The following is a 24,309-nucleotide window of genomic DNA, read 5'->3' on the forward strand; positions in this document are numbered from 1 at the left end:
GCCATGCTGAACTGGTTGCGCCAGCTGCTCGGACGCACGCCACGTGCCGACACCATTCCCGACGCCCTGTGGCAGGCAACGCTGGCCGCCCACCCTTTTTTGATGGAACGTCCGGAGGCGGAGCGTCTGCAGTTGCGCCGCCTGGTGGCCGAGTTTCTGGTCCACAAGGAATTTACCGGTGCGCACGGCCTGGCGGTCACCGACGAGATGGCGGTGGCCATTGCCGCGCAGGCCTGCCTGCCGGTGCTGCACCTGGGCCTGGACTGGTACAGCGACTTTGTCGGCATCGTGGTTCATCCCGGGCAGATGATCGCGCGCCGCGAAAGGCAGGACGCCAGTGGCGTCGTGCATCAGTACCGCGAGGTGCTTTCCGGCGAAGCCATGGAGCGCGGCCCGGTCACGCTGAGCTGGCAGGACGTGGCCTCGGCCGGCGCGCTGGCCGGCCATGGTTACAACGTCGTGATCCACGAGTTCGTCCACAAGATCGACATGAAGGACGGCGCCGCCGATGGTTGCCCGCCCCTGCCCTCGCGTGCCGCGCACAAGGCCTGGCACGCGGTGATGCAGCCGGCTTATGACACTTTTCGTGAGCAGGTCACCATGGCCGAACGTTTCGGCGGCGAGCCGCCCTGGCTGGATGCCTATGGCGCGACGGCACCGGCAGAATTTTTTGCGGTCAGTTGTGAAGCCTACTTCGTGAACCGCGAGCGCTTCACGCAGGACTTTGCGGCATTGACTGCGCTGTTTGACCAGTTCTTCAAGGTCAATCGGCCTGCAGCCCTTTAAGGACGGTCGCAGTTAGCTACTGAATCAATAGCAAATTGTTCCCGCGCCAGAGCCGGCCCGGCCAGCCCCACGCGCCGCAGGGGCCAGACCCTTCCAGCACTTGATCAGCGCTTGATCAGCGCTTGATCAACGCCTTCAGCACATTCTGCAGGCGCCGCACATGCGCCGCGTCATAGGGCGCGGCCAGCACCTTGGCAGCGTCCTCACCCCAGGTTTGCGCCGGCGCCGGATCGTTGCGTTTGGTCAGCAACACCAGTTGCAGCATGCGGCGCGCGCTGAGGTGTTCGGCCGGGGTCGGCAGCTCGGCGGCGATTTCCAGGCGCAGCAGGGTTTCTGCTGCATCCCCTTTGGGGGCGGACGACAGGGCCTTCATCCACGCGCTGCGTGTGGCCGGCGTCACCAGCTTGCCCAGGGCCTGCGTATCCGGCAGTAGCGTCGGGTCGCGTTTTTCCCAAGCCGTCAGCAGGTGCGTGAGCACCTCGCCGTGCGCCTGCTCGGACAGTTTGCGCAAGGCCTGCTGCGCATGCTCAAAAGCTTCGCGCTGCGCGCGGAAGGCGGCGTCGCCCAGTCGCGGGCCGCGCTCTTCATAGGCCGGCCGGTCGCTGAAACGGCTTTCGCGCTCGGGGCGGTAGGGTTCGAACTTGTTGTCGGCGGGCCGGTTGCCGCGGCCGTCGGGCTTGCCGCCACCGGGGCGCGCGTCCTTGCGGTCGCCGAACTTGCCGCCGCGGCCTGCAGGCGCCGCCTCGGCCCTGCGCATGCCCGGGCGGTCATCGCCGCGCATGGCCACCACCGGTTTGGCGGGCTTAGGGGCTGGAGCAGGCGGCGTGGCAGCGGCTGGCGGCTGGTCGCCCTCCTCTGCCGCAGGTTTTGCTGCTTCTGCTTCTGCTTCTGCGTCCGCGGTCACAGCGTCATCCGCTATGCTTTCAGGAGCTGCTGGCGCAGGTGTATCAAGGGCTTGCGCCTGATTTGGATCAACATCTGGCGCGGCGGCGGCTTCGGGAGCGGCGGCGGGGGCAACAGGTGCCGCCGGCTTGAACTGCCCGCGCAGACCGGCTTCCAGGTCGGCCATCGCGGTACGGATTTTCTGCACGTCGCCCGTCGCATTGGCCGCGTCCAGGGCTTTGGACAGCTCGAGCACCAGACGGTCATGTTCGCCCAGGGCCGACGCGGCTTTTTCACGCTCGGCGGTCTTGCGCTGGAAGGCGTCGTCGATCGGCTTGCGGAACGCATCCCACAGTTTTTGCTCCTGCTTGCGCTCGACAGGCACGGCCTGCGCCTCGTGCTGCCAGCGTTGCTGCAAGGCCTTGACCGCGTCAATACGCAGTTGCGGTTCGGCGCCCAGCACCTGGGCTTCCTCGATCATGGCTTTGCGGTGCGCCAGGCTCTCGGCGCGTGCCGCTTTGAGCGGCGCATCGGCGGCGTCCATCGCGGCCTTCCACTGCGGCTGGATTTCGGCAAAGGCTTTTTCGCCGAGGTGGCCGGCAGCCGTCCACTTCTCGACAAAACCGTTGAGGCTGCGAATCTGGAACTTCCAGTCGGTGTTGCCCTTGTTGGCCTCGGCCCAGGCCTGCACCTCGTCGATCAGCGCGCGGCGCTCGGCCTTGACGGCTTCGCTTTGCTCCTTGACCTTCTCGAGCCAGACCTCGACCACCTTGTGCGCTTCGTTGCAGGCGTCGTCAAACCGCTTCCACAGCGCGTGGTTGGGGATGCCGCCCTGGTCACTGGTTTTCCAGAGTTCGCGCATGGCGCGCAGCGCCTCCTGCTGCTTGCGCCCGCCCAGGGGCTTGGCCACCAAGGCTTCGGCCTTGGCCACCAGTTCCTCGCGGATCTGGTCGGCACGCCAGCGCTGCCAGCCTTCGAGTTCGCCGGCCGCCGTCAATGCGGCATGGGCAGCGGCTTCGAGCGCGCTGTCGATGTTGCGGATGTTCTCCTTCAGCGCCTGGCGCAGCTCGGCCGCCACCTTGGGCGTGGACTTGCCATGGCCTTCGGTGACTTCATGCTCGAGCTTGGCCAGCGCGGCCTGCACGATGGCCGCTGATTTTTCACGCATGTCCTTGAGCACGGCGGGATCGATCTTGACCTTGGGCGCACGCGCGGGCTGCTCGCCGGCAGCGGCATCGCCGCCCCGCGGCGTGCCGCGCGCGCTGCGCAGCTCATCGGCCCAGACAGGGACTGCCGGCAGCGGCGCTGCGGCGTCTTCGGCGGCCGCAACGGCCAGCGACAACGCGCCCTGAAAGGCTTCCCACACCGCCAGCAGCTGGCCGCGCGAGGCGTCGAGCAGCGGCGGGAACTTGGCGTCCACGCTGGGCCAGTTCGCGTCCTGCGCGAGTTCGTCGGCCTGGGCCTGCCAGTGCGTCACGTCGGCGCGCAGGGCTTCCCATACACCTTGTGCGTCGCGCCAGGGTTTGGTCGACAGCACTTCAATGCGCTGGGCAATCAGCACGGCGGCTTCGCGCTGCACCTGGGTGCGGTGCTGCAGGTCTTCAATCGTCTTGACGCGTTCTGCCAGCTGGGCTTTCAGGCCGGCCAGCGGCTCGCGCGACAACGGTGCGCCGGCCTTGGCGGCATCACGCTGCCAGGCCAGCGCGTCGGCCATGTTGAGCTTTTTCAGGGCCAGCAGGGCATTGCCCTTTTCAGCCCACTCGGCGGCCGCGGTCTCCTGGCTTTTCAGGCGCTTGGCTTCGTCGAGCTTTTCCTTGAGCGGCTTGGCCGCGCCCTTGTCACGGTTGGCCAGATCCTTGTAGACCTCGGCCATCTGCTCGGCCGTGGGTCCGGTGGCGAGCCACTCGCGAATGCGCGTGGTGCGTTCGCCCGAGGTGGGTGCGGAGAAAGCCCCGCCCGTCAGGCCGTCGAGCGGATGGTTGTCGGCGCTCTTGGTGGAAGGCGTTTTCACGGCGGGGGTTTCGGGCTTGGCAGATTTGGACATGGGGAAACGCAGCATATGGATAAGTAGGACCGGCGAAGCGGGGATCTTCAGGGAGCAGGACATTGCAGGTCTGCCCCTGGGGCGCTGCCACCGGTTGGCGTCAACAGGCACAGGGCGGGACCGGCGTAAAAAAGAGGAGCCGCTGGGCAAATGCCCGCGACCCCGACCCAAGCTTCAGAAATAAAGCAATGCAGCTATTTTCGCTGTTTTTAGGGCATCGCCAAATTAAGTTCGGCGCGCGGTGTCCATTTGGCGTCTGAAGGAACACTTTTGGGCGCGCGCAGAAAGATCCTTGCGGGAGAAACACCCCCCGGCGGCCAGGTAGTCCCTGACCACCACGGCGCGTTGCACGGCCAGCTCGCGCATGGTGTTGTCGTCCACCGCGATGTCGGACATCAGGAGTTTTTCCATCCCGGCAACCGGCAGATCTTTGGCCAGGCCCATCAGATTGCGCGGTTTGGCCATGTCGGCGCGCTGGTAGACCTGCTTGAGCAGCGCGGGGTATTCCGCCGGGCTCACAGCGAGAATGTCTGCGGTGCTGCCGCCTTCCCGCACGAGGGCACGGTGCTTTTCGGCCTGCACCATCGCGCCCAGTTGCCCGCGCCGCAAGCCGTCACACTCGGCCTCCAGGCTGCTGGTGCCGTCCACGGTCAGTTGCAGCGCCGGCCGGTCGGCCAGCGCCTTGCCCACCTTGTCCGGCCCTGGCCCAGATCGGTGAGCGCCATCGCCAGGACATCGACCTCGATGGCATCGGCCACTGGCGCAAGGCGCAGCAGCGATTGCATTTCTGCATCTATATAGAGACGCGCAATTTTTATCTGGGGCGCCCCTGGGGAAAGCAGGGTACGCTCGGGTTCCTCCGCGGGCAGCCTCGGGGCGCTGGCTTTGGCGATGGCGAGGTCACCCAGGGTCAGTTCCAGCGACCAAGGCCGGAAATCGACTGCGCCCAACGTGAGCTGCCGCCCCAGCTTTTCAGAACCCGCTTTTTTTCAAGCTGCCACTTCAGCAGCACCGGCACCAGGGCATAGGCCAGCGCCCAGAGCAATCACAGACTGCCCACAGCCCAGGCAACGCGGTGAGCCCATCGGGGGGAACGCAGCACGCCCGCTGCGGTGCCGGACAAGGACTTGAAGAGACCGGAGAGTCAGGAGGGGTGGCGTTTCAGTTCATGGCCGGGCATAGGCCTTGAGTCTTGAACGCGCGCTGAAAAAGGTCAATGGGTGATGGGGCAAAAAAGGCCCGGCACCAATTAAAAACCCCGGGCAGCAAGGCCGACCGGGGTTGACGGCGGGCGTGATGCTCATGCCGTCTGGTTTCGCAAAGAAGAGAAGTTCGTCTTCAGTGCGATGAAAGCAAGTGATTGCTCTCGGTTTGTCCGGGATTGGTTACCCGGCAATGCTTGAGGTACTCAAGCACCTGCAGGTTAAACCTCCGTCGCCCCGGGCGCAAGTCGAAATTTGTAATCAAAAATCTGCACGTGATTGGCATTTTCTGGGGCAGTTACATCTTGGAGCCTTTGTCCTACATGCGCATGAGGTGCTCGCCGCATCCCCTCCAGAAATCGTCTGCCGGAATGCTCCGGCACTTTCTCGGGAAAATGTTGCAAGCACTTGAGTTAAAAGCCAATACTGTAAAAATATCCAGCCTTTTTCTGGCGATCGAGCCCTGTTTTCACTGCCTAGAGCGAAACCCCAAAAATCCGCTCGAATGGCAGAAATAGGGGGTCTTGAGGCCTTATTTCTACTTTTAATGCTTTAATACACATATCAAATTAACTTTATATTATTGACAAGTTATTAAGCGTACTCTTAGAATCCGCCGTACCACCCAAAACTACGGGACAACCCGAATCCGCTGCCGAACCCGGCAAAGTCAGACAAGGGGTCAACACCCCCAAGGCAAGGCCTTGGTTTGATGGCGACCCAATCAAAGCGTACGGCTCAGAAAGTCGATGCGCATAGAAAGGAGTGCTATGACAGCGCCAGGACAATCCAACCCCGCATCGGTGATGCGAACACTTCAGAAAAACGTGGGCAACAGTCTGGCAAACATTGCAGACGACATCGCCCAGGGCTTTTTTGAAATCACCCACAACAGCTTCGCACTCGTCGGCCTGGCCGTCGTGTTTGCCGTGATCACGCTGACCGCCCGGCCCGACTTGCGTCAGGCCGGCGAATCCCGGCTGATGACCTGGCTGCAGGAGCGCCAGGAAGCCGCCATCGGCTTCACCGAGCCTGACGCGATCGAGCGTGCCACGGCTGCCAACCCCCGGGACCTGCCCAAGCAGCAGGCCGCAGTGGCCTTCTGGCTGAGTCGCAAGTACGGCGTGGCGCCTGAACCGCTGAGCGTGCTGGTGGCAGAAGCCTTTGAGATCGGCCAGAAAGCCAAGCTCGACCCCACCCTGATCCTCGCGATCATGGCGATTGAATCGGGCTTCAACCCGTTCGCCCAGAGCCCGGTCGGCGCCCAGGGCCTGATGCAGGTGATGACCAAGATCCACCACGACAAGTACGAAAACTTCGGCGGGAAACTCGCCGCTTTCGACCCGGTCACCAACCTGCGGGTAGGGGTGAAGGTCCTGCAGGAATGCATTGCCCGCGCCGGTTCGGTGGAAGCCGGCCTGAAGTTCTATGTGGGCGCAGCCAATCTGGAAAGCGATGGCGGTTATGCTGGCAAGGTGATGGCCGAACACGCCCGCCTGCTGGCTGTCGTCAGTGGCCGGGCGCCCTCTTACATGCCGCCCCTGCGCCCGCCTCTGGCCATTCCGGCATCGCTGCCTGCCAACACAGACGCCGACGAGCTGCCCGGCAGCAAGGCCGGCGACAAAGTCGCCAGTCTCGCGAACTCCTGAGCAGACCCGGCCTTTGGCCGGCCGGTCGCCAGCCAGGCGCCGGGTCCGTTACACTAGGGGTGTGCGCGACTGGCGATAGGCAGCCCCTGCTTTGCAGGGCGACTGCTGACGTGGGATACCACTGGGAAGCGCACCGCTGGGCTCAAGCCATGACCACAGCGTTCAGCCGTTCGCCTGGGCAGCCCTTGTTTCATTCATCCAATGACAGGGACCATGTCTTGAAGGACTGCCATGTACGACCGTACCATTCTTGTGGAACAAACCGACCCGGAGCTGTGGGCCGCCATCGTTGCTGAAAACGCGCGCCAGGAACACCACATCGAGCTGATCGCCAGCGAAAACTACGCCTCGCCCGCCGTCATGGCCGCGCAGGGCTCCCAGCTCACCAACAAATACGCCGAAGGTTACCCCGGCCGCCGCTACTACGGTGGCTGCGAACATGTGGACGTGGCCGAACAGCTGGCCATCGACCGCATCAAGCAGATCTTTGGAGCGGAAGCGGCCAACGTGCAGCCACACTGCGGCGCCTCGGCCAACGAAGCCGTGTTCCTGGCCTTTCTCAAGCCTGGTGACACCATCATGGGCATGAGCCTGGCCGAGGGCGGCCATCTCACGCACGGCATGGCGCTGAACATGAGCGGCAAGTGGTTCAACGTCGTCAGCTACGGCCTGAACGACAAGGAAGAGATTGACTACGACGCGATGGAGCGCAAGGCCCACGAGTCCAAACCCAAGCTGATCATTGCGGGTGCCTCGGCCTACAGCCTGCGCATCGACTTCGAACGGTTTGCGAAAGTGGCCAAGGCTGTCGGCGCCATCTTCATGGTCGACATTGCCCACTACGCCGGCCTGGTGGCCGCGGGCGTATACCCCAATCCGGTGCCCCACGCCGACGTGGTGACCTCGACCACCCACAAGAGCCTGCGCGGCCCGCGCGGCGGCATCATCCTGATGAAGGCCGAACACGAAAAAGCCATCAACAGCGCCATCTTCCCCGGCCTGCAGGGCGGCCCGCTGATGCATGTGATCGCCGCGAAAGCCGTCGCTTTCAAGGAAGCCCTGGCGCCCGAGTTCAAGGCCTACCAGCAGCAGGTGCTGAAGAACGCCCAGATCGTCGCCGAAACGCTGACGCAGCGCGGCCTGCGCATTGTCAGCGGACGCACCGAGAGCCACGTCATGCTGGTGGACCTGCGCGCCAAGGGCATCACCGGCAAGGAAGCCGAGGCCGTACTGGGCAGCGCCCACATGACCATCAACAAGAATGCCATCCCCAACGACCCGGAAAAACCGATGGTGACCAGCGGGGTGCGTATCGGCACCCCGGCCATGACCACCCGCGGCTTCAAGGACGAAGAAGCGCGCTTGACCGCCAACCTGATCGCCGACGTGCTCGACAACCCGCGCGACGCCGCCAACATTGAAGCGGTTCGCGCCAAGGTCAATGCGCTGACGAGCCGGTTTCCGGTCTACCGTTGATGGGCCGGCGCATGTGCAAGTGCTACTCTTTTGATAGCTGTTTGCGCATATCCTGTGAGGGTCGAAGGCCAATAACGCTTAACAGTTCAGGTGAAGGCGCATGAAATGCCCTTTCTGCGGCCACCTTGAAACCCAGGTCGTGGAAACACGGGTGTCGGAAGACGCAGACTTCATACGCCGCCGCCGCCAGTGCGGCGCGTGTGAAAAACGCTTCACCACCTACGAGCGCCCCGACGTCAACTTTCCGGCCATCGTCAAAAAGGACGGCCGCCGCATCGAATACAAACGCGGCAAGATTCTCGACTCCATGAACCTCGCCTTGCGCAAGCGACCGGTCAGCACCGAACAGGTGGACTCAGCCATCGAGCGCATCGAGGAAAAGCTTCTCAACCTGGGCCTGCGCGAGGTCCCGTCAGCCCGCCTGGGCGAGCTCGTCATGCGCGAGCTTAAAAAGCTCGACAAGGTCGCCTACGTACGTTTTGCCAGCGTCTACCGCAGCTTTGAAGATATCGACGAGTTCAAGACGCTGGTGGATGAGGTGAGGCGGTAATTCCCGTGGCAGAAATCGCCATTTGTCGACCGCACCCCTTGATTGCAGCAGATTAGTGGTAGCTGGAGCCCGACGGTCGGAGCAGCGATTTCAGGCGCGGTTCCTATACTGATTCCATGCCACAGACCTCCACTGCCTGTTTGAAACCATTGCCGTCCAGGTCTGACCGGCCTCAGGTTCTCCCGCGAGCATCCGGGTCGGGGTTCACCATCATTGAGCTGATGGTCACCATGGTGGTTCTGGGCCTGATCCTGGCGTTCGGCCTGCCGAACTTGAGAGAGTTTCTGGTACGCAACCAGGCTGTCGCCGTCACGACCGAGTTTTCCAGCGACATTGCCCGAACTCGAATCGAGGCCATCAGCCGAAACAACTGTGTGACCATCTGCATGTCCAGCAACACGGCCAATGCATTGACGGGCGGCACTCCGACCTGCGCAACGACGGGCAGCAACTGGCAAGCTGGATGGATCATTTTTTCGAACCCCAGTTGCAGTAGTACCCAAAATAATCCGACAACCAATGGTTCAAGTCTGATTTCCGTGCGCCAGGCGGGGGCGGACTCGTTCGAGCTGGCAGCGAATCCGACTGCCGTACGGAGATTCATGTTTGAGTCGAGAGGCCTTACTCAGAGCGGCCAGTCGAACTTCACCCTGAGTTATGTTCCCGAGAGTGTCAGCAGCCCTCACTATCGGTCCATTTGCATCAGCTCGGCAGGCCGGGTGACCATCAAACAATATGCAGGGGTAAGCGCATGTCCGTGATGAACAGCCAGCGAGGTGCCGGCCTGATTGAGGCCCTCGTAGCCATTCTTGTGTTGTCCATCGGCCTGCTGGGCATGGTGGGCATGCAAACGGCCTCCATCAAATACGAACAGACCGGATGGGTCCGGTCCGCGCTTTCTTCCAACATCAGCAGTCTTGCTGACCGCATTCGGGCCAATGCCAGTGCCGACGAGAACGCCTACACTTTTTCCAGAACATACGCGGCGGAACGCGCCTCCATCGAGGCCACGCCTTTGCCCAACACCTATCTCTCACCGGCAAAAGACTGTAACGCCGAGGCTTGCACCAACGCAGAGCTTGCCGCTTATGACCTGGCGGTCTGGCGCAGTGACCTGAATCAACAACTCCCGGGCGCCGTGGGTTTTGTCACCCCCACGGGCGTGAAAGGGGTTGATTTACGTTTCGGAGTCACTGTCGCCTGGTTCAACAAAGACAACCTGGACGGTACGAATTTGCGGCAGCCAGAGATATGTCCTGTGCCTGCAGTGGGGACCACAGGTATTGCCGCACGCAATTGCTGTCCGGCATCGGTAGGGACCGCCGCTGCCCTGGCCGGAATTCAATGCGTCAACCTGGAGATCATTCCGTGATCAAAGCCCGCCATCACCGAACGCCATCCTTGGGTTCACAAGGCGGATTGAGCCTGATCGAACTCCTGGTCAGCCTGGTCATCAGCCTTGTGATCGCGTTGGCTGCCGCCGCCGCATATCTGGGAACGCGCAGCACCGCCACAGCAGTGGCCAACATTGCGGGCATGAACGAAACCGGGAAACTCGCGCTGGACATGATCGGACGAGAGTTGCAGATGGCCGGGTATTACCCCGCCATCGTTTCCACGAGCAGCGCCAGCCTCAATCTCATGGGTCGGTTCAGCAACACAAAAAACACGGCTATTGCGGCTTACAACCAGGGATTGTTCGGCTGTGACGGCGGCGTGTTCAATCCGACCACTGGGGCCTGTCCCACCGCAACCGCCGGCGCGCCTGACTCCGTGGTGATCAACTATTTTGCGACGCCCGAACTCGACGCCGCGACCTTCGTCAGTGGCTTCGATTGTCTGCGAGTCAGCGTCTCTGTGGACCCCAGCAACGTCGTGCAGGCAGCGACGGGACGACCTCTTTATGTTTCCAACCGGTTTGGACTTACCAACACAAACTACACCAAGCCGGGGCCAGGCGGCACCACACAAACAGTCACAACGAAGAGTCTGGCCTGCAACGGCAACGGAAAAGCTACGGAGGACACCGTGTATCAACCCCTCTTCGAGGGGATTGAAGACATGACCTTTGCATATGGCGTGCATGACGGCACGGGAAGCCTTTCTCCGCAAACTTATTACACAGCGGCAGAAGTGACGACCTTACCCACCGTGGGAACCTTGACCAGCTGGCAGCGCGTCACCGCCGTGCGTGTGTGTGTGCTGACACGCGCGCCCGACAACATCCGGACCCAGGACAAGGCCGGCAGCTTGCGCACCTATGCCAATTGCAGGGGCGCTACCGTCACTTACGCGGCGTCTGACCGCTCACTCTACAAAAGGTATGAGCGTGTATTTGCGATCCGCAATAACCTGAATGGAACCTTCTGATGAAGCCTGGAATGTTTCGACCAAGCCAACCGTCATCGGGGCACGCTGAAGGTGGCGTTGCGCTTCCTGTGGTCCTGATGTTCCTTCTGGTTATCACCATTCTTGGTACGCTGGGCATTCGACGTGCCACCACTGGTGAAACCCTTTCCAGAAACCAGCTCGACTATGAAGTGGCCAGGCAGGCCACCGAGGCCGCCCTTCGCGATGCCGAGCGCGATCTACGGCTGGATGTATCGGCCATCATGCCCAACGCCCTTTGCGCGCGCGGTACTGACCGACCGGCACAAGGGAGCGCTCTGGCTTCGCCAGCCTTCGACACAAATTGTCCGCGCGGCCAATGCCGGTTTGAATTGAGTTACTACGACTCCAGCAATTACACGACGGTGACCAACCCTGAACCCTGGTGGCCCACGATCAACGCCAAACAAGGCCGTTGGGACGGCGACCCGGCCAGCGCGGCCAGCCCCAAACCGGGGGATGCCACGGGTGTCAACACCAATTGCACCTTTAACGGCTCCGTCCCATTAGGCACCTTCACCGGCGTGGCACGGATAGCGGGTGTGGCGCGGCAGCCTGAATACCTCATTGAATACCTTGCCCGATCGGACGACAAGGTGATGCGAATTACCGCGCGGGGTTTTGGTGCGGATATCAATACTGAAGTTGTCATGCAGACCTATTTCCGTCCGTACTTGCGATAAGGAACACGCCATGAAAAAAATTCTGACCATTGCCGGGCTGTTTCTGGTAATCGCCTGCTCGCAAGTCCCCGCTATTGCAGCGCCTTTGTCGCCGGCCATTCCGCCCAATATCGTGACCTCCACACCGAGGCCGATGATCATGTTGAACATGTCGAAAGACCACCAGCTTTTTTACAGGGCTTATGACGAGTTTTCAGACCTCGACGGCGACGGCCTGCCGGAAACCACCTACAAGCACAGCTTCAACTACTACGGCTATTTCGACTCCTACAAGTGCTATAGCTACAGCGGCACGACAAACCGGTTTGACCCGGTCAGCACCAACACCAACAAATACTGCACTGGAAACTGGAGCGGCAACTTCCTGAACTGGGCCACCATGACACGCGTGGATGTGGTTCGCAAGGTGCTCTATGGCGGGCAACGGGTCACAGACACCGCCGCACTCACCGTGCTGGAACGGGCCAGCCTGCCTACCGATGCGCATTCATTTGCCAAGTACTACAAGGGTGATGACCTGGCCCAACTCACGCCCTTCAGTGCATCCCAGCTGGCAGCATCGGCTACGATCAGCAACAATGACAACAACAGCGCCAGGCGGCAAGTCCAGTTTGTTGCAGGTAGCAACAAGGCGTATCGAAACAATGACGGGAATGCGCCTTCTGCAGCCACCGCCGCCACCTGCGAAAGCAAAGCGGTCGCTTACTACGCTGCCCAAGACCCCCCCACCACACCGCCACCTCAGTACCACTGCGTCACCTTCTCCGTCACCCTGAGCGGCGCGTTCAGCATAGAGGTGGGCGATCAGGTCAGGGCAGTTGATCAGGACAACGCGGCACGATATATGGAGGGTGTAGCCCTGGAGGTGAATACCACCGATGGTTGGTTCAACATGGTGGTCACGCCAAGCGGTTATGTCACGCCAGGCAGCGCCAGCAGCAACTTCAAAAAATGGACCATCCAGAACCTGACCCAAACCTCCGCCACCATCTGTAACACCACCCTCGGCGACAACCTGACTGCAAATTCTCCATTCAATACCAACACGGCGGGAAACGGGAATTCCCATACCAATGCAAACCCGCCCTTGATGCGTATTGCGCGCGGTGACTACCAGCTATGGAACGCCAATGAGCGGTGGCAGTGCCACTGGAGCGGTGAAAAAAGCGCCTCTAACGGCAACAACGTTGGCATTACAGGATTGGGAGCGGGCTCCAGCAACCCGGCCAAAGGCACTCAGGGCGTGGTGATCGCCGGAACCGGGCCCGACTTTATTGTTCGTGTCTCGGCTTGCAACTCAACACTGTTGGGAACTGAAAACTGCAAGCAATACCCTTCCGGGAACTTCAAGCCCCAAGGGCTGCTACACGAATATGGCGAAGGCAACCTGGCCGAGTTTGGTCTGATGACCGGGTCCTTCGCGAAGAACATCAGCGGCGGCGTACTTCGCAGCAATATTGACTCATTCCGTAGCGAAGTCAACTACACCACGGACGGGACTTTTACCGCCGCCCAGGGCATTGTCTACACACTCAACAAACTCCGTATCTATGGCTACCGTTACAGCGATGGCACTTACATCGGCGACGGAAACTGCACCTACCAGCTGACATCCCTCACCGACAATCAGTGTACGAGCTGGGGCAATCCCATGGGGGAGATGTTCACGGAATCACTGCGCTACCTTGGCGGTCTGGCACCAAGCTCTATTTACGACTACACACAGTCGGGCTCCAAGGACGAAGCCATGGGGCTTCCCAAACCAGCGTGGATCGATCCCGTGAACCGCGCCAACGCCGCGGCCAAGACCGCCGCCGATGCCACATTCGGTCAAGGTCAATGTCGGGCCATCAACGCCATCAACTTCAACTCCAGTGTGACGTCTTACGACAGCAACACCGGGACGCAATGGAGCCCCTTTGCGACCTTGCCGACCAGCCCCAGCCTGGTAAACATGATCAACGTCATCGGTACGGATGAAGGCATCCACAACAACAGCTGGTTTATTGGCAACAACGGAACAACAAACGACGGAACCTGTACGGCCAAGACCATCTCCACACTGGCCAGTGCAAACGGCCTGTGCCCCGATGCTCCCTCATATGCAGGGTCCTACGCGTTGGCGGGCGCTGCCTACTGGGCCCGCACCAACCCTGTTCGCACACCCACGGCCGCGCAGCTCAAAGCCAACGCCGATGCCTTCAAAGTCAAAAGCTTTTCGGTGGCCCTGGCACCGGGCAAACCACGTATTGAAATTCCGCACCCGACGGTGGCAGGTCAAAAAATCGTTATCCAGCCTTCTTACCAATTGCTGGTGGGTGGCGGCATCGGCAGCGGTACCCTGGTCGATTTCCGCGTGGTCGGCACACCCACAGCGACTTCCGGAAAATTCCTGATCGTCTGGGAAGACTCCGAGCAGGGGGGTGACTACGACAGCGATGTCTCCGGCATCCTGCGGTACGAAGTTAACAATGGCAAGCTCTACGTCTATACGCGCGTCTTCAACGCGGCCTCAGCGAACCCGCAAGGTTTTGGCTACACCATCTCCGGCAGCACCAAAGACGGCGCGCACTTCCACTCAGGTATTTACGGTTATAACTTCACGGATGGAACTACCCTGCCGACGACGCGCTCCGACGGTACCGCACACCCCAATGTAAATACGTCGGGTGGTTGTTCAGGTTGCCAGGCCAACCAGGACGAAAGCCGGGCTGAATATACCTTTGGCACCGCGACCGCCGGGCAATTGCAGGACCCCCTCTGGTACGCTGCCAAATGGGGTGGTTTCAGCAAAAACGAAAATGTCACCGTTCCGCCTTCTGATCCCAAGGTATATTTTGACAAACCCACTGCGGACAAAGCCAACTGGGACATCAAAAAACTCGATGGCACCGCCGGCGCAGACGGCTTCCCGGACAACTACTTCCTCGCGATTCGGCCCAGCGAACTTGAAAAAGCTCTAAGGGCCGCATTCAGCGCCATTGTGGGTGCGTCCAATACGGCGCCTGCCGTGGCGTCCGCCCAGATCCAGTCTGGTAGCCTGAAATACCTGGCGAGTTTTGACGGCGACGATGGACACGGAGAATTGCTTACGTTCATCGTCAAGCCTGACGGTAAATTTGATATCCGCCTGAAAACAGACGGCACGCTTGACCGCGAATACTATTACTGGGCGGCTCACACCAAATTGACCGCCCTGCCGGCTGCGTCCCGCCAGATCATCACCAATGTCGGCAACTCCAGCGGCTTCGCCTTTTCATGGGGCGCATTGTCCGACGCCGCTAAAACGGTCGCGTTCGGAGGCACCAACGCCGCGGCAGAAGCCAAACTGAATTGGCTTCGCGGTAGCAGGACTGATGAGACTCCCAACGGACTGCGTTTCCGAAAACGCAACGCCAACTCCATCATGGGCCCGGTGGTGAGTTCAAACCCCACCGTTACGTCACCGCCAAGCGCGGACTATTTCGGCACCAGATTTCCGGGTTATGGAAGTTTTGTCACCACTTACAGGAACCGCAAGAGCATCGTCTGGGTGGGCGCTGGGGATGGCATGCTTCACGGGTTCAATGCAGCCACATCCTCATCGACGGGGGGTACACCCATAGTTTCCTACGTCCCGCAACTCCTCCATTCGCGCCTGCAGGACTGGGTTGATCCGGCCGGCGAGAAAGTACAGGCTTTTCAGGATGGAACGCCCTATTCTGCGGACGTGCTGCTGGGTTCGACCATCACAAATACAGGGGACCCCGCTTATGATGCTGCTGCACCAACGGCCGCCTGGAGAACCTACTTGTTCGCCTCCCTGGGACGCGGCGGCAAAGGCATCTTTGCCCTCGACGTGACGGACCCCGATGCCCTGACGGAAACCAACGCTGCCAGCGTCTTTAAATGGCAATTCTCCGAGGCGGATGACAGCAGCGGTGATCTGGGCTACAACCTGGCCCAGATGGGAACGATCAGCCGCGTCAGCGAGCAATCCGGAGCGATCGCCAAAATGAACAATGGCAAGTTCGCCGTGCTGATGCCCAACGGGATCAACAGCACCAACGGCTCGGCCGCGCTCTACATCCTGTTTGCCAATGGCCCTTACAGCGGCGTCTGGTCACCTTCCACCAATTACGTCAAACTGGTTGCTGATGTCGGGCCCAACAATGGCCTGTCGCAGGCGACCTGGATTGACACGAATAACGATGGCGTAGCGGACTACATTTACGCGGGTGACCTGAAAGGCAATTTGTGGAAGTTCGATGTATCCAGCTCCAACCAGGCCAACTGGAAAGTCGCATACGCAAACACTGATGGAACAAACAAGCGCCCATTGTTTGTCGCGAAGCAATCAGACGCTTCCGCGCTTCGTCTGCCCATCACGTCTGCGCCCGAGTACCGCTTTCATCCGCTGGGCGGCGTGGTGATTAATTTTGCAACGGGAAAATCGGTCGTTTCAGCGGACTTTCCGGACGGCTCCGGACGGAACCATGCCATCTTCGGCATCTGGGACAATCCGATATATTCAAGCGCCGCCTATGTTTCGAATCCAGCCTTGCTTGACAATGCGACAACCGGCCTGCCCCGTCTTCGTACAGAGCTGACAGCGCGAACGTTCAATCGAGTGACCGTGGTAGATTCCGATCCGACCAACGGAACTGTCGGAGAGGGCTATGTCACGGGAGCGGCCATGGACTGGACCAGCAAGAAGGGCTGGTATGTCACGCTTCCAGACACCTCTGAAATGGTTGTCAGCAATCCGACGATCACACAAGGCCTTCTCGCCACTGTCTCCATCGCGCCGGCCGCGACCAGCACCGCTGTTTGTTTCAGCGGCCCAGTTGCCTATTCCACATTTGTGGACCCCATCACCGGTCTTCTGGACTCCAACGTTTTCGGGACAATAACCATCGGTGGCGTCACCTACCGGACCGCGTCGATAAGAATTACCGACCAGCGTGTCACCTTCTCGCGAGACGCAACCAGCACAGCATGTGCAGCAGGACAGAAAAATTGCACCCGCATCATTGGCGAACTAACCGATGAAACAGCGCAATCGCCAAATGCTTCGGCGCGAATTTACTGGCGTGAGATTCCATCTTTCAAGACAAGGTAAGACAAGCATGACACCAGCTCAACAATGGTCAACAACCGGCGGCGGGTGCCCCCCCGCCAGACGCGTCAACGGCGGCTTTACGCTCATCGAACTCATGATCGTCGTTGCGGTCATCGGAATTCTGGCCGCTGTTGCCTTTCCGAGCTACAGGGAATCCGTTGCCAAGAGCAGGCGGGCAGAAGTCCGGACCATTTTGCTGGAAGCCTCTCAATGGATGGAGCGCCACTACTCCGAAAATTTCAGGTACGACGTCAATACCGCCGGAACCGCTGTGGCAGACATCTTTCCCGCAAACCTGGCACAGTCTCCCAGGGACGGGGGAGGCGCTTACACCATTGCCGTGTCGGCATCGGCGGCAAGAAGCTACACCCTCACCGCAACGCGCGTTGCAGGTGGCCCTGTGGCGTCTGACAAATGTGGCAACTTCCAGATCACGAACACAGGCGTCAAAAGCAACCCCGGATTCTCCACATCGTCATTCAGCTCCGCATCGGCGGCAGCAACGGCTTGCTGGAAGTAAAGCCTGGCAGGGGCGGCGAATCAAAGGCCTGAATTGAAACTCAGTGAACCGCCAGATATGCGGTGGATGGTCGCAATTGCCGCCTCAGTGGTCCTGCACTACGGAGTCTTTGTCGCACAACCGCTACTTTCGCTCTTTGGTTCGCCTCACAGCCAAACCCAGTCCAACGATGGCGTGCGGCGCATCGTTGTTCGCGTCATTGAACAAACACCAGCTTCCGGCGACAGCCCCACAGCGGCGGCAGCAATGGCAACGCCTGACACGCCGAAACAGGCCGGCGGCAACGCAGGTCGCGTACAGGGTGCTGGGGCCACGACGCATCCAAATGTCTGGCGCCCTGACGCCGACACCCGGTTTTACGCCATTGCAGAGGTGGACGAGCCCGCTCTTCCTGTCCTGAACTGGCAGTTCCCCTCGCAGACTGCTGCCTCCATCCAACTTCGACACATGATCGTCCAGATCTGGATCGCGGAGAATGGAGATATCCTGAACGTGGCGATACTGTCCTCAACGCCTGAGATCCCGAAGGAGAGGAAGCAGAACATCGAACAGAGCTTGATACGAACGCAGATGACTCCCGCCACCAAAAATGGCCGACAGGTAGCCAGCCAAAGAACACTGGAAATGGCACTTGAGTTCTGATTTCCTTTCGCCCTCGTCCTTGCAGGTATGTTGTTCCAGATCCGGACTGCACAAAATTGGCTGATTTACCTTGACCTCAAGCAACATAAAAAGCGCCCTGGAGCAGGCCAAGGGATCCCTGCTCCTGACCTCTCCCAACCCCCGGGTTGGTGCCATATATTCTGCCGCTGACGGTCGTATCCTGGGTCGAGGCCACACGCAACGCGCCGGCGGCCCCCACGCAGAAATCGTGGCGCTGCGGGACGCCCAGGCGCACGGCCACTCGCTGCGCGGTGCCACCGCCTACGTCACCCTCGAGCCCTGCTCGCACCATGGCCGCACCGGCCCTTGCTGCGATGCCCTCATTGCGGCCGGCATCAAAAAAGTGGTGGCGTCGATTGCCGACCCGAATCCGCTGGTGGCCGGCCAGGGTTTCGAGCGCCTGCGGGCTGCTGGCATTGAAGTTGAAGTGGGGCCGGGTGCAGAGGAATCACGCGAGCTGAACATCGGTTTTTTCAGCCGCATGATTCGCAAGACGCCCTGGGTGCGTATGAAGGTGGCGGCCTCGCTCGACGGCAAGACGGCGCTGGACAATGGCAAGAGCCAGTGGATCACGTCCGACACCGCCCGAACCGACGGCCATGCATGGCGCGCACGCTCCTGCGCGGTCCTCACCGGCATCGGCACCGTGCTTGAAGACAACCCGCGCCTCGATGTTCGGCTGGTCGACACGCCGCGGCAGCCGCATCTGGTGGTGGTGGACAGCCGGCTGGAGACGCCGCTGGATGCTCATCTTTTCATAGCTGGTCGCGCACTCTACATCTACGCTGCGGAGCAAAATGATGCCAAAAAGGCGGCCCTCGAAGCGCGCGGTGCAACCGTGGTTTATCTGCCGGGGAGCGGTGGCAAGGTGGACCTGGCGGCCATGCTTAGCGACCTGGCGCTGCGCGAGGTCAACGAAGTGCACGTCGAGGCCGGGCACAAGCTCAACGGTTCGCTGATCCGCGAAGGTCTGGTCGATGAGTTTGTGGTCTACCTGGCCCCCAAACTGATAGGCCAGGGCAGCGGCATGGCCAGTTTCGGGCCGATCACCGAGCTTTCGCAGGCGGTGGATCTCGAATTTCTCTCGACCGACCGGCTCGGACCCGATCTGCGCATTGTCGCCAGAGTCCGGGGGCGCGACCTCTTTTAGCTCTGTCTTATCAGCCCGGCGCGTGGCCGCCCGCAATCTCTGCGAAAATAGCGCCATGTTTACCGGAATCATCACCGGCGTGGGGCGCATCGTCGCCATCCATAGCCTGGGCAGCTCTTTGGACCATGGCAAGCGACTCACCATCGAAGCGCCATCGGACTACCTCGACGACGTGGGCCTGGGCGACAGCATTGCGCTGAACGGCGCCTGCATGACAGTCACCGCACTCGACATCACCCAAAACCAGTTCCTGATCGAAATATCAGCCGAGTCGCTGGCCAAAACCAGTGGCTTGACCGAACCCGGTCCCATCAACCTTGAAAAAGCGCTGCGCGCCAACGACAGGCTGGGCGGCCACATCGTCGCCGGCCACGTCGATGGCATCGGCACCATTACGCATTTCGCCCAGGTGGGTGAAAGCTGGGAGTTGCGCATCCACGCTCCGCGTGAACTGGCCAAGTACCTGGCCTACAAAGGCTCCATCACGGTCAATGGTGTCAGCCTGACGGTCAACCGCGTCACCGATCTTGAAGGCAGCCAGGCCGGCTGCGAAATCAGCATCAACCTGATTTCCCACACGGTTCAAAACACAGCACTGGGCCATCTGCGACCACAATCGCAGGTGAACCTCGAAATTGACCTCATTGCGCGTTATGTCGAGCGCATGCTCCAGGACGGAAAGAATAACTAAATCATGACCACTGCCATCTCCCCTGTTGAAGACATCGTGGCCGACATGCGGGCCGGCCGCATGGTCATCCTGGTCGACGAAGAAGACCGCGAAAACGAAGGTGACCTGGTGCTGGCCGCCGACCACGTCACTCCGGAAGCGATCAACTTCATGGCACGTTACGGTCGCGGCCTGATCTGCCTGACATTGACGCGTGAGCGATGCGAGATGTTGCAGTTGCCGCCCATGGCCACCCGCAATGGTGGCAAATACAGTACCGCCTTCACGGTCTCCATCGAGGCCGCCGAGGGCGTGACCACCGGCATCTCCGCGGCAGACCGGGCCCGCACGGTGCAGGCCGCCGTCGCCAAAAACGCCAAGGTCAGCGACCTGGTGCAGCCCGGCCACATTTTCCCCTTGCAAGCGGTCGATGGCGGCGTGCTGATGCGAGCCGGCCATACGGAAGCTGGCTGTGATCTGGCCGGCATGGCGGGCTGCTCGCCCGCCGCTGTCATCTGCGAGATCATGAAAGACGACGGCACCATGGCCCGGTTGCCCGACCTGCAGGTTTTTGCCGCCGAACACGGACTGAAAATCGGAACCATTGCCGACCTGATTGAACACCGCAGCCGCCATGATTCGCTGATCGAAAAAATTGGCACACGGACACTGCAGACCGCTTTTGGCGAATTCACGGCGCATGCCTTCAAGGACAAGACCAGCCACGGCCTGCACCTGGCGCTCGTCAAGGGCCAGTGGGGGCCCGAAGACACAGTGGCAGCAAGGGTGCATGAGCCGCTGTCGGTGCTCGACGCGCTGGAAACCGGCCGCTCCATGCACTCCTGGAGCCTGGACCAGAGCCTGACGCATATTGCCAGGGAGGGCAAAGGCGTGGCGGTACTGCTCAATTGCGGCGAAAGCGGGGCGCAGCTGCTTGAACAATTCGAAGGCACGGCACGCGCCAGCCAGGCCCCCGAGCGAGGCCGCATGGACTTGCGCACCTACGGCGTGGGCGCGCAGATCCTGCGCGAGTGTGGTGTGCACAAGATGAACCTCATGGGCAACCCGCGCCGCATGCCCAGCATGACGGGTTACGGACTCGAGATCACTGGCTACATTGCCAACAAAAAGGAATAACCGTGTTTGGTGCAGAAAAAGGTACGGCCGACAAGCTGGACGGCAAAAAACTCACGATTGGCATTGTCCAGGCGCGTTTTAACGAAAGCATCACCAATGCGCTGGCCAAGGCCTGCTGGCAGGAGCTGTTGGCGCTGGGTGTCGAGGAAAAAAACATTCACCACGTCAAGGTGCCGGGTGCGCTCGAGATCCCCTCGGCACTGCAGGCCATGGCCGAACGCGACCAGTACGACGCGCTGGTGGCGCTGGGCTGCATCATCCGCGGCGAGACCTACCACTTTGAGCTTGTCGCCAACGAAAGCGGCGCCTCGGTCAGCCGGCTGGTACTGGACTACCAGTTGCCTATCGCCAATGCCATCCTGACCGTCGAAAACACGGCCCAGGCAGAAGCCCGCCAGACCGACAAGGGCCGGGATGCTGCGCGCGTGGCGGTGGAAATGGCCAACCTGCTGAACGAACTTGACTGATATCCCGTTCCCCTCCCCCACCAGGCGCGCCATGACTGAAAAGACCCCCCTCAAACCCAAGCGTCCGCCGCAGACCCGCAGCGGACTGACCGACACGGGCGTCAAAAAGGCAGCCGACAAGTCAGCACGTACCCGGGCACGCGAGTTTGCCCTGCAGGCCTTGTACCAGCACCTGGTGGGTCGCAACGAAGCGTCGTCGATTGACGCCTTCACCCGCGACCTGGTCGGCTTTCACAAAGCTGATGCGGCACATTACGACGCGCTGCTGCATGGGTGTATTGAAGAAGCTGCGTCGCTGGATGACCGTGTGACGCCTTTGCTGGACCGCAAGATGGCCGAAATATCGCCGGTCGAACATGCGGTGTTGTGGATTGGCACCTACGAGTTCAAGCATTGCCTGGACGTGCCTTACCGCGTGATCATCAACGAATGTATCGAGCTGGCCAAGGCTTTTGGCGGCACCGACGGCCACAAATACGTCAACGGTGTGCTGCATAAACTGGCACCGGCCTTTCGCGCCGCTGAAGTCGCCGCCGACAAAAAAGCCTGATACGCAGCATGACAACCCTGCGGATCGCACGGCGCGCGCAGCGCATCGAACCTTTTTACGTGATGGAAGTTGCCAAGGCCGCAGCCATGCTGGCCCGGGAAGTGGCGGATACATCCCGCCCCATGATTTTCCTGAATATTGGCGAACCGGACTTCACCGCACCGCCGCTGGTCCAGCAGGCCGCGGCCCGCGCCATCCACGACGGCAACACCCAGTACACGCAGGCGACTGGCCTGCAGAGCCTGCGCGAGTGCATCAGCCACTGGTATGCCTCGCGATTCCAGGCCAACGTGGCGCCCGGCCGCATCATCATCACGGCCGGCGCCTCGGCGGCGCTGCAGCTGGCCTGCCTGGCGTTGATAGAAGCCGGCGACGACATCCTCATGCCCGACCCGAGTTACCCCTGCAACCGGCATTTTGTCAGCGCCGCCGAAGGCAATGCGGTGCTGGTGCCCACCACGGCCACTGAACGCTTCCAGCTCAGCAGTGCCAAGGTGCAGGCGGCATGGACAGACAAAACCCGTGGCGTGCTGCTGGCCTCGCCTTCCAACCCCACCGGCACCTCGATCGCGCCGGACGAATTGCGTCGCATCCACGAGTTCGTGCACAGCCGCGGCGGCGTCACGCTGATCGACGAGATCTACCTGGGCCTGAGTTACGAGGAACGTTTCGGGCAAACAGCGCTGGCCATGGGAGATGGCCTGGGCGAAAGCATCGTCAGCATCAACAGCTTCAGCAAGTACTTCAACATGACGGGCTGGCGCCTGGGCTGGCTGGTGGTGCCCGAGGCGCTGGCACCGGTGATCGAACGCATCGCGCAGAACCTGTTCATCTGCCCCAGTACCGTGGCCCAGCACGCGGCACTGGCGTGTTTCGAGCCTGACAGTCTGGCCGAGTACGAACGGCGCCGCTCCGAGTTCAAGGCCAGGCGCGACTACTTCATCCCCGAACTCAACCGCCTGGGCCTGACGGTGCCCGTGATGCCCGACGGTGCTTTCTACGCCTATGCGGATTGCACGGATGCCGCCGCCCGCCTGGGCGTCAGCGGCAGCTGGGACTTTTCTTTTGAGCTGATGAAACGCGCCCACCTCGCCGTGACACCGGGACGCGACTTCGGCACCATGGCGCCGGAGCAGTACGTCCGCTTTTCCACGGCCAGTTCCATGGCGCAACTGAAAGAGGCTGTCGCCCGGCTGGAGGCCGTCCTTGGCTGAAGCCACCCGTGCCCTGGATGCCTCCACATTCCAGTGGCCCTTGCGGGTTTACTGGGAAGACACGGATGCGGGTGGCATTGTGTTTTATGCCAACTACCTGAAGTTTTTTGAACGATCACGCACCGAGTGGCTCAGATCACTGGGCGTTGAGCAGCACCGTCTGCGCGAGTCCACCGGCGGCATGTTCGTTGTGACGCAAACCAGCGTTCGTTACCTGCGCCCTGCCCGACTGGACGATGAACTGATTGTTACCGCGACCTTGATCGAAAAGGGCCGTGCGTCCTTGATAATCGGGCAAAGTGCGCTATTGAAATCAGAGCATGGGGCAGTACTGCTGTGTGAAGGCACGATACGCATCGGCTGGGTCGACGCCGCTGGTCTGAAACCTGCAAGAATTCCCGCTGACCTCCTTGACCGTCTGGAAACAACAACATGAATCAGGATTTATCCATTGTCAGCCTCATTCTCAACGCCAGCTGGGTGGTCCAGGGCGTGGTGGCCCTGCTGGTCGGCGTGTCGATTGCGAGCTGGGCCGCGATCTTTCGCAAAATCATCTCGCTCAAGCGCGTGCAGTCGCTCAACGACGAGTTCGACCGCGAGTTCTGGTCCGGCACCAGCCTGAACGACCTGTTTGCCGCCGCCAACCAGAACGCCAAACACAGCGGCCCGATGGAGCGCATTTTCGCCAGCGGCATGCGTGAATTCCAGAAGCTGCGCGAGCGCCGCATGGAAGATCCCGGCACCCTGCTCGACGGCGCCCGCCGCGCCATGCGTGCCAGCTACCAGCGCGAAATGGATGCGGTGGAGTCCAACCTGTCCTTTCTGGCTACGGTCGGCTCGGTCTCCCCTTACGTCGGCCTGTTCGGCACGGTCTGGGGCATCATGCACGCCTTCACCGGCCTGGCCGCGCTGGAGCAGGTCACGCTGTCCAGTGTGGCGCCCGGCATTGCCGAAGCACTGGTGGCCACGGCCATCGGCCTGTTTGCAGCCATTCCCGCGGTGGTGGCCTACAACCGCTTTGCCCACGACATCGACCGCGTCGCCAACAAGCTGGAGACCTTCATCGAAGAGTTCTCCAACATCCTGCAGCGCAACCTGGGCGCCCATTCGCCCTCAGGTCACTAAAGATGTGCGCCCCCACGCTTGTTGCTTCGCGTACTTCGCGCCCCGCCTAGGA

The 24,309-nt window shown here is 61.0% G+C and carries 22 protein-coding genes and 1 riboswitch; of the genes, 19 read left to right on the forward strand and 3 right to left on the reverse strand.

The genetic code is table 11. The annotated features are described in order from the left end of the window. Positions 1-3: 3 nt before the first annotated feature. A complete protein-coding gene (locus PSV26_RS18685) occupies positions 4-786 on the forward strand; it encodes a M90 family metallopeptidase (RefSeq protein WP_300572936.1) in 783 nt (260 codons plus the stop codon). A 115-nt stretch (positions 787-901) separates the two neighbouring features. Here PSV26_RS18685 and PSV26_RS18690 read toward each other — a convergent pair whose 3' ends face one another. The 3 genes from PSV26_RS18690 to PSV26_RS18700 all read right to left on the reverse strand — a co-directional run bounded on the left by PSV26_RS18690 (position 902) and on the right by PSV26_RS18700 (position 4,662). Next, a complete protein-coding gene (locus PSV26_RS18690; protein WP_300572938.1) occupies positions 902-3,712 on the reverse strand; it encodes a DUF349 domain-containing protein in 2,811 nt (936 codons plus the stop codon). 225 nt (positions 3,713-3,937) lie between these two features. Beyond that, positions 3,938-4,402, reverse strand: coding sequence for a hypothetical protein (locus PSV26_RS18695; RefSeq protein WP_300572941.1), 465 nt, complete (start codon positions 4,400-4,402; stop codon positions 3,938-3,940). After that, positions 4,363-4,662 (reverse strand): hypothetical protein, encoded by a 300-nt coding sequence (locus PSV26_RS18700; RefSeq protein WP_300512774.1) that lies wholly within the window; start codon positions 4,660-4,662, stop codon positions 4,363-4,365. The genes PSV26_RS18695 and PSV26_RS18700 overlap by 40 nt, the downstream gene beginning before the upstream one ends. 1,058 nt (positions 4,663-5,720) lie before the next feature. On the opposite strand from PSV26_RS18700, the gene PSV26_RS18705 reads away from it, so the two are divergent. The 18 genes from PSV26_RS18705 to tolQ all read left to right on the forward strand — a co-directional run bounded on the left by PSV26_RS18705 (position 5,721) and on the right by tolQ (position 24,257). Then, complete coding sequence (locus PSV26_RS18705; protein ID WP_300514569.1) at positions 5,721-6,563, forward strand: lytic transglycosylase domain-containing protein; 843 nt, start codon at positions 5,721-5,723, stop codon at positions 6,561-6,563. 55 nt (positions 6,564-6,618) lie between these two features. After that, a riboswitch (ZMP/ZTP riboswitch) is annotated at positions 6,619-6,750 on the forward strand. 44 nt (positions 6,751-6,794) lie between these two features. Continuing rightward, a complete protein-coding gene (gene glyA / locus PSV26_RS18710; RefSeq protein ID WP_300512776.1) occupies positions 6,795-8,039 on the forward strand; it encodes a serine hydroxymethyltransferase in 1,245 nt (414 codons plus the stop codon). Positions 8,040-8,139: 100 nt separating this feature from the next. Continuing rightward, positions 8,140-8,589 (forward strand): transcriptional regulator NrdR, encoded by a 450-nt coding sequence (gene nrdR, locus PSV26_RS18715; RefSeq protein WP_293595722.1) that lies wholly within the window; start codon positions 8,140-8,142, stop codon positions 8,587-8,589. A 116-nt stretch (positions 8,590-8,705) separates the two neighbouring features. Then, positions 8,706-9,350: a GspH/FimT family pseudopilin gene (locus PSV26_RS18720; protein ID WP_300512779.1), complete on the forward strand. Its 645-nt coding sequence runs from the start codon at positions 8,706-8,708 to the stop codon at positions 9,348-9,350. Continuing rightward, complete coding sequence (gene pilV, locus PSV26_RS18725; RefSeq protein ID WP_300572943.1) at positions 9,341-9,961, forward strand: type IV pilus modification protein PilV; 621 nt, start codon at positions 9,341-9,343, stop codon at positions 9,959-9,961. Before PSV26_RS18720 ends, pilV begins: the two co-directional genes overlap by 10 nt. Further along, positions 9,958-10,959, forward strand: a complete 1,002-nt coding sequence (locus PSV26_RS18730) for a PilW family protein (RefSeq protein WP_300572946.1) — start codon at positions 9,958-9,960, stop codon at positions 10,957-10,959. The genes pilV and PSV26_RS18730 overlap by 4 nt, the downstream gene beginning before the upstream one ends. A gap of 11 nt (positions 10,960-10,970) precedes the next feature. Next, positions 10,971-11,660: a PilX N-terminal domain-containing pilus assembly protein gene (locus PSV26_RS18735; protein ID WP_300573614.1), complete on the forward strand. Its 690-nt coding sequence runs from the start codon at positions 10,971-10,973 to the stop codon at positions 11,658-11,660. Positions 11,661-11,670: 10 nt separating this feature from the next. Then, positions 11,671-16,761 (forward strand): PilC/PilY family type IV pilus protein, encoded by a 5,091-nt coding sequence (locus PSV26_RS18740; RefSeq protein ID WP_300572949.1) that lies wholly within the window; start codon positions 11,671-11,673, stop codon positions 16,759-16,761. A 7-nt stretch (positions 16,762-16,768) separates the two neighbouring features. Next, positions 16,769-17,281, forward strand: coding sequence for a type IV pilin protein (locus PSV26_RS18745; protein WP_300572951.1), 513 nt, complete (start codon positions 16,769-16,771; stop codon positions 17,279-17,281). A 33-nt stretch (positions 17,282-17,314) separates the two neighbouring features. Next, positions 17,315-17,923, forward strand: a complete 609-nt coding sequence (locus PSV26_RS18750; RefSeq protein WP_300512791.1) for a hypothetical protein — start codon at positions 17,315-17,317, stop codon at positions 17,921-17,923. Positions 17,924-17,993: 70 nt separating this feature from the next. After that, positions 17,994-19,094, forward strand: coding sequence for a bifunctional diaminohydroxyphosphoribosylaminopyrimidine deaminase/5-amino-6-(5-phosphoribosylamino)uracil reductase RibD (ribD, locus tag PSV26_RS18755; RefSeq protein ID WP_300512793.1), 1,101 nt, complete (start codon positions 17,994-17,996; stop codon positions 19,092-19,094). A gap of 55 nt (positions 19,095-19,149) precedes the next feature. Further along, positions 19,150-19,785, forward strand: coding sequence for a riboflavin synthase (locus PSV26_RS18760; protein WP_300512795.1), 636 nt, complete (start codon positions 19,150-19,152; stop codon positions 19,783-19,785). 3 nt (positions 19,786-19,788) lie between these two features. After that, entirely contained in the window at positions 19,789-20,901 is a 1,113-nt protein-coding gene (gene ribBA, locus PSV26_RS18765) for a bifunctional 3,4-dihydroxy-2-butanone-4-phosphate synthase/GTP cyclohydrolase II (RefSeq protein ID WP_300512797.1), read from the forward strand. A gap of 2 nt (positions 20,902-20,903) precedes the next feature. Further along, positions 20,904-21,368, forward strand: coding sequence for a 6,7-dimethyl-8-ribityllumazine synthase (gene ribH, locus PSV26_RS18770; protein ID WP_300512799.1), 465 nt, complete (start codon positions 20,904-20,906; stop codon positions 21,366-21,368). 31 nt (positions 21,369-21,399) lie between these two features. Next, a complete protein-coding gene (gene nusB, locus PSV26_RS18775) occupies positions 21,400-21,918 on the forward strand; it encodes a transcription antitermination factor NusB (RefSeq protein ID WP_300512801.1) in 519 nt (172 codons plus the stop codon). 17 nt (positions 21,919-21,935) lie between these two features. Continuing rightward, on the forward strand, positions 21,936-23,132 hold the full coding sequence (locus tag PSV26_RS18780) for a pyridoxal phosphate-dependent aminotransferase (RefSeq protein ID WP_300573617.1): 1,197 nt from the start codon (positions 21,936-21,938) through the stop codon (positions 23,130-23,132). Further along, a complete protein-coding gene (gene ybgC / locus PSV26_RS18785; RefSeq protein ID WP_300512803.1) occupies positions 23,125-23,568 on the forward strand; it encodes a tol-pal system-associated acyl-CoA thioesterase in 444 nt (147 codons plus the stop codon). Before PSV26_RS18780 ends, ybgC begins: the two co-directional genes overlap by 8 nt. Continuing rightward, complete coding sequence (gene tolQ, locus PSV26_RS18790) at positions 23,565-24,257, forward strand: protein TolQ (RefSeq protein WP_300512805.1); 693 nt, start codon at positions 23,565-23,567, stop codon at positions 24,255-24,257. The genes ybgC and tolQ overlap by 4 nt, the downstream gene beginning before the upstream one ends. Positions 24,258-24,309 lie beyond the last annotated feature (52 nt).

This window comes from Polaromonas sp. (assembly GCF_029945685.1).
Lineage (GTDB): Bacteria > Pseudomonadota > Gammaproteobacteria > Burkholderiales > Burkholderiaceae_C > Polaromonas.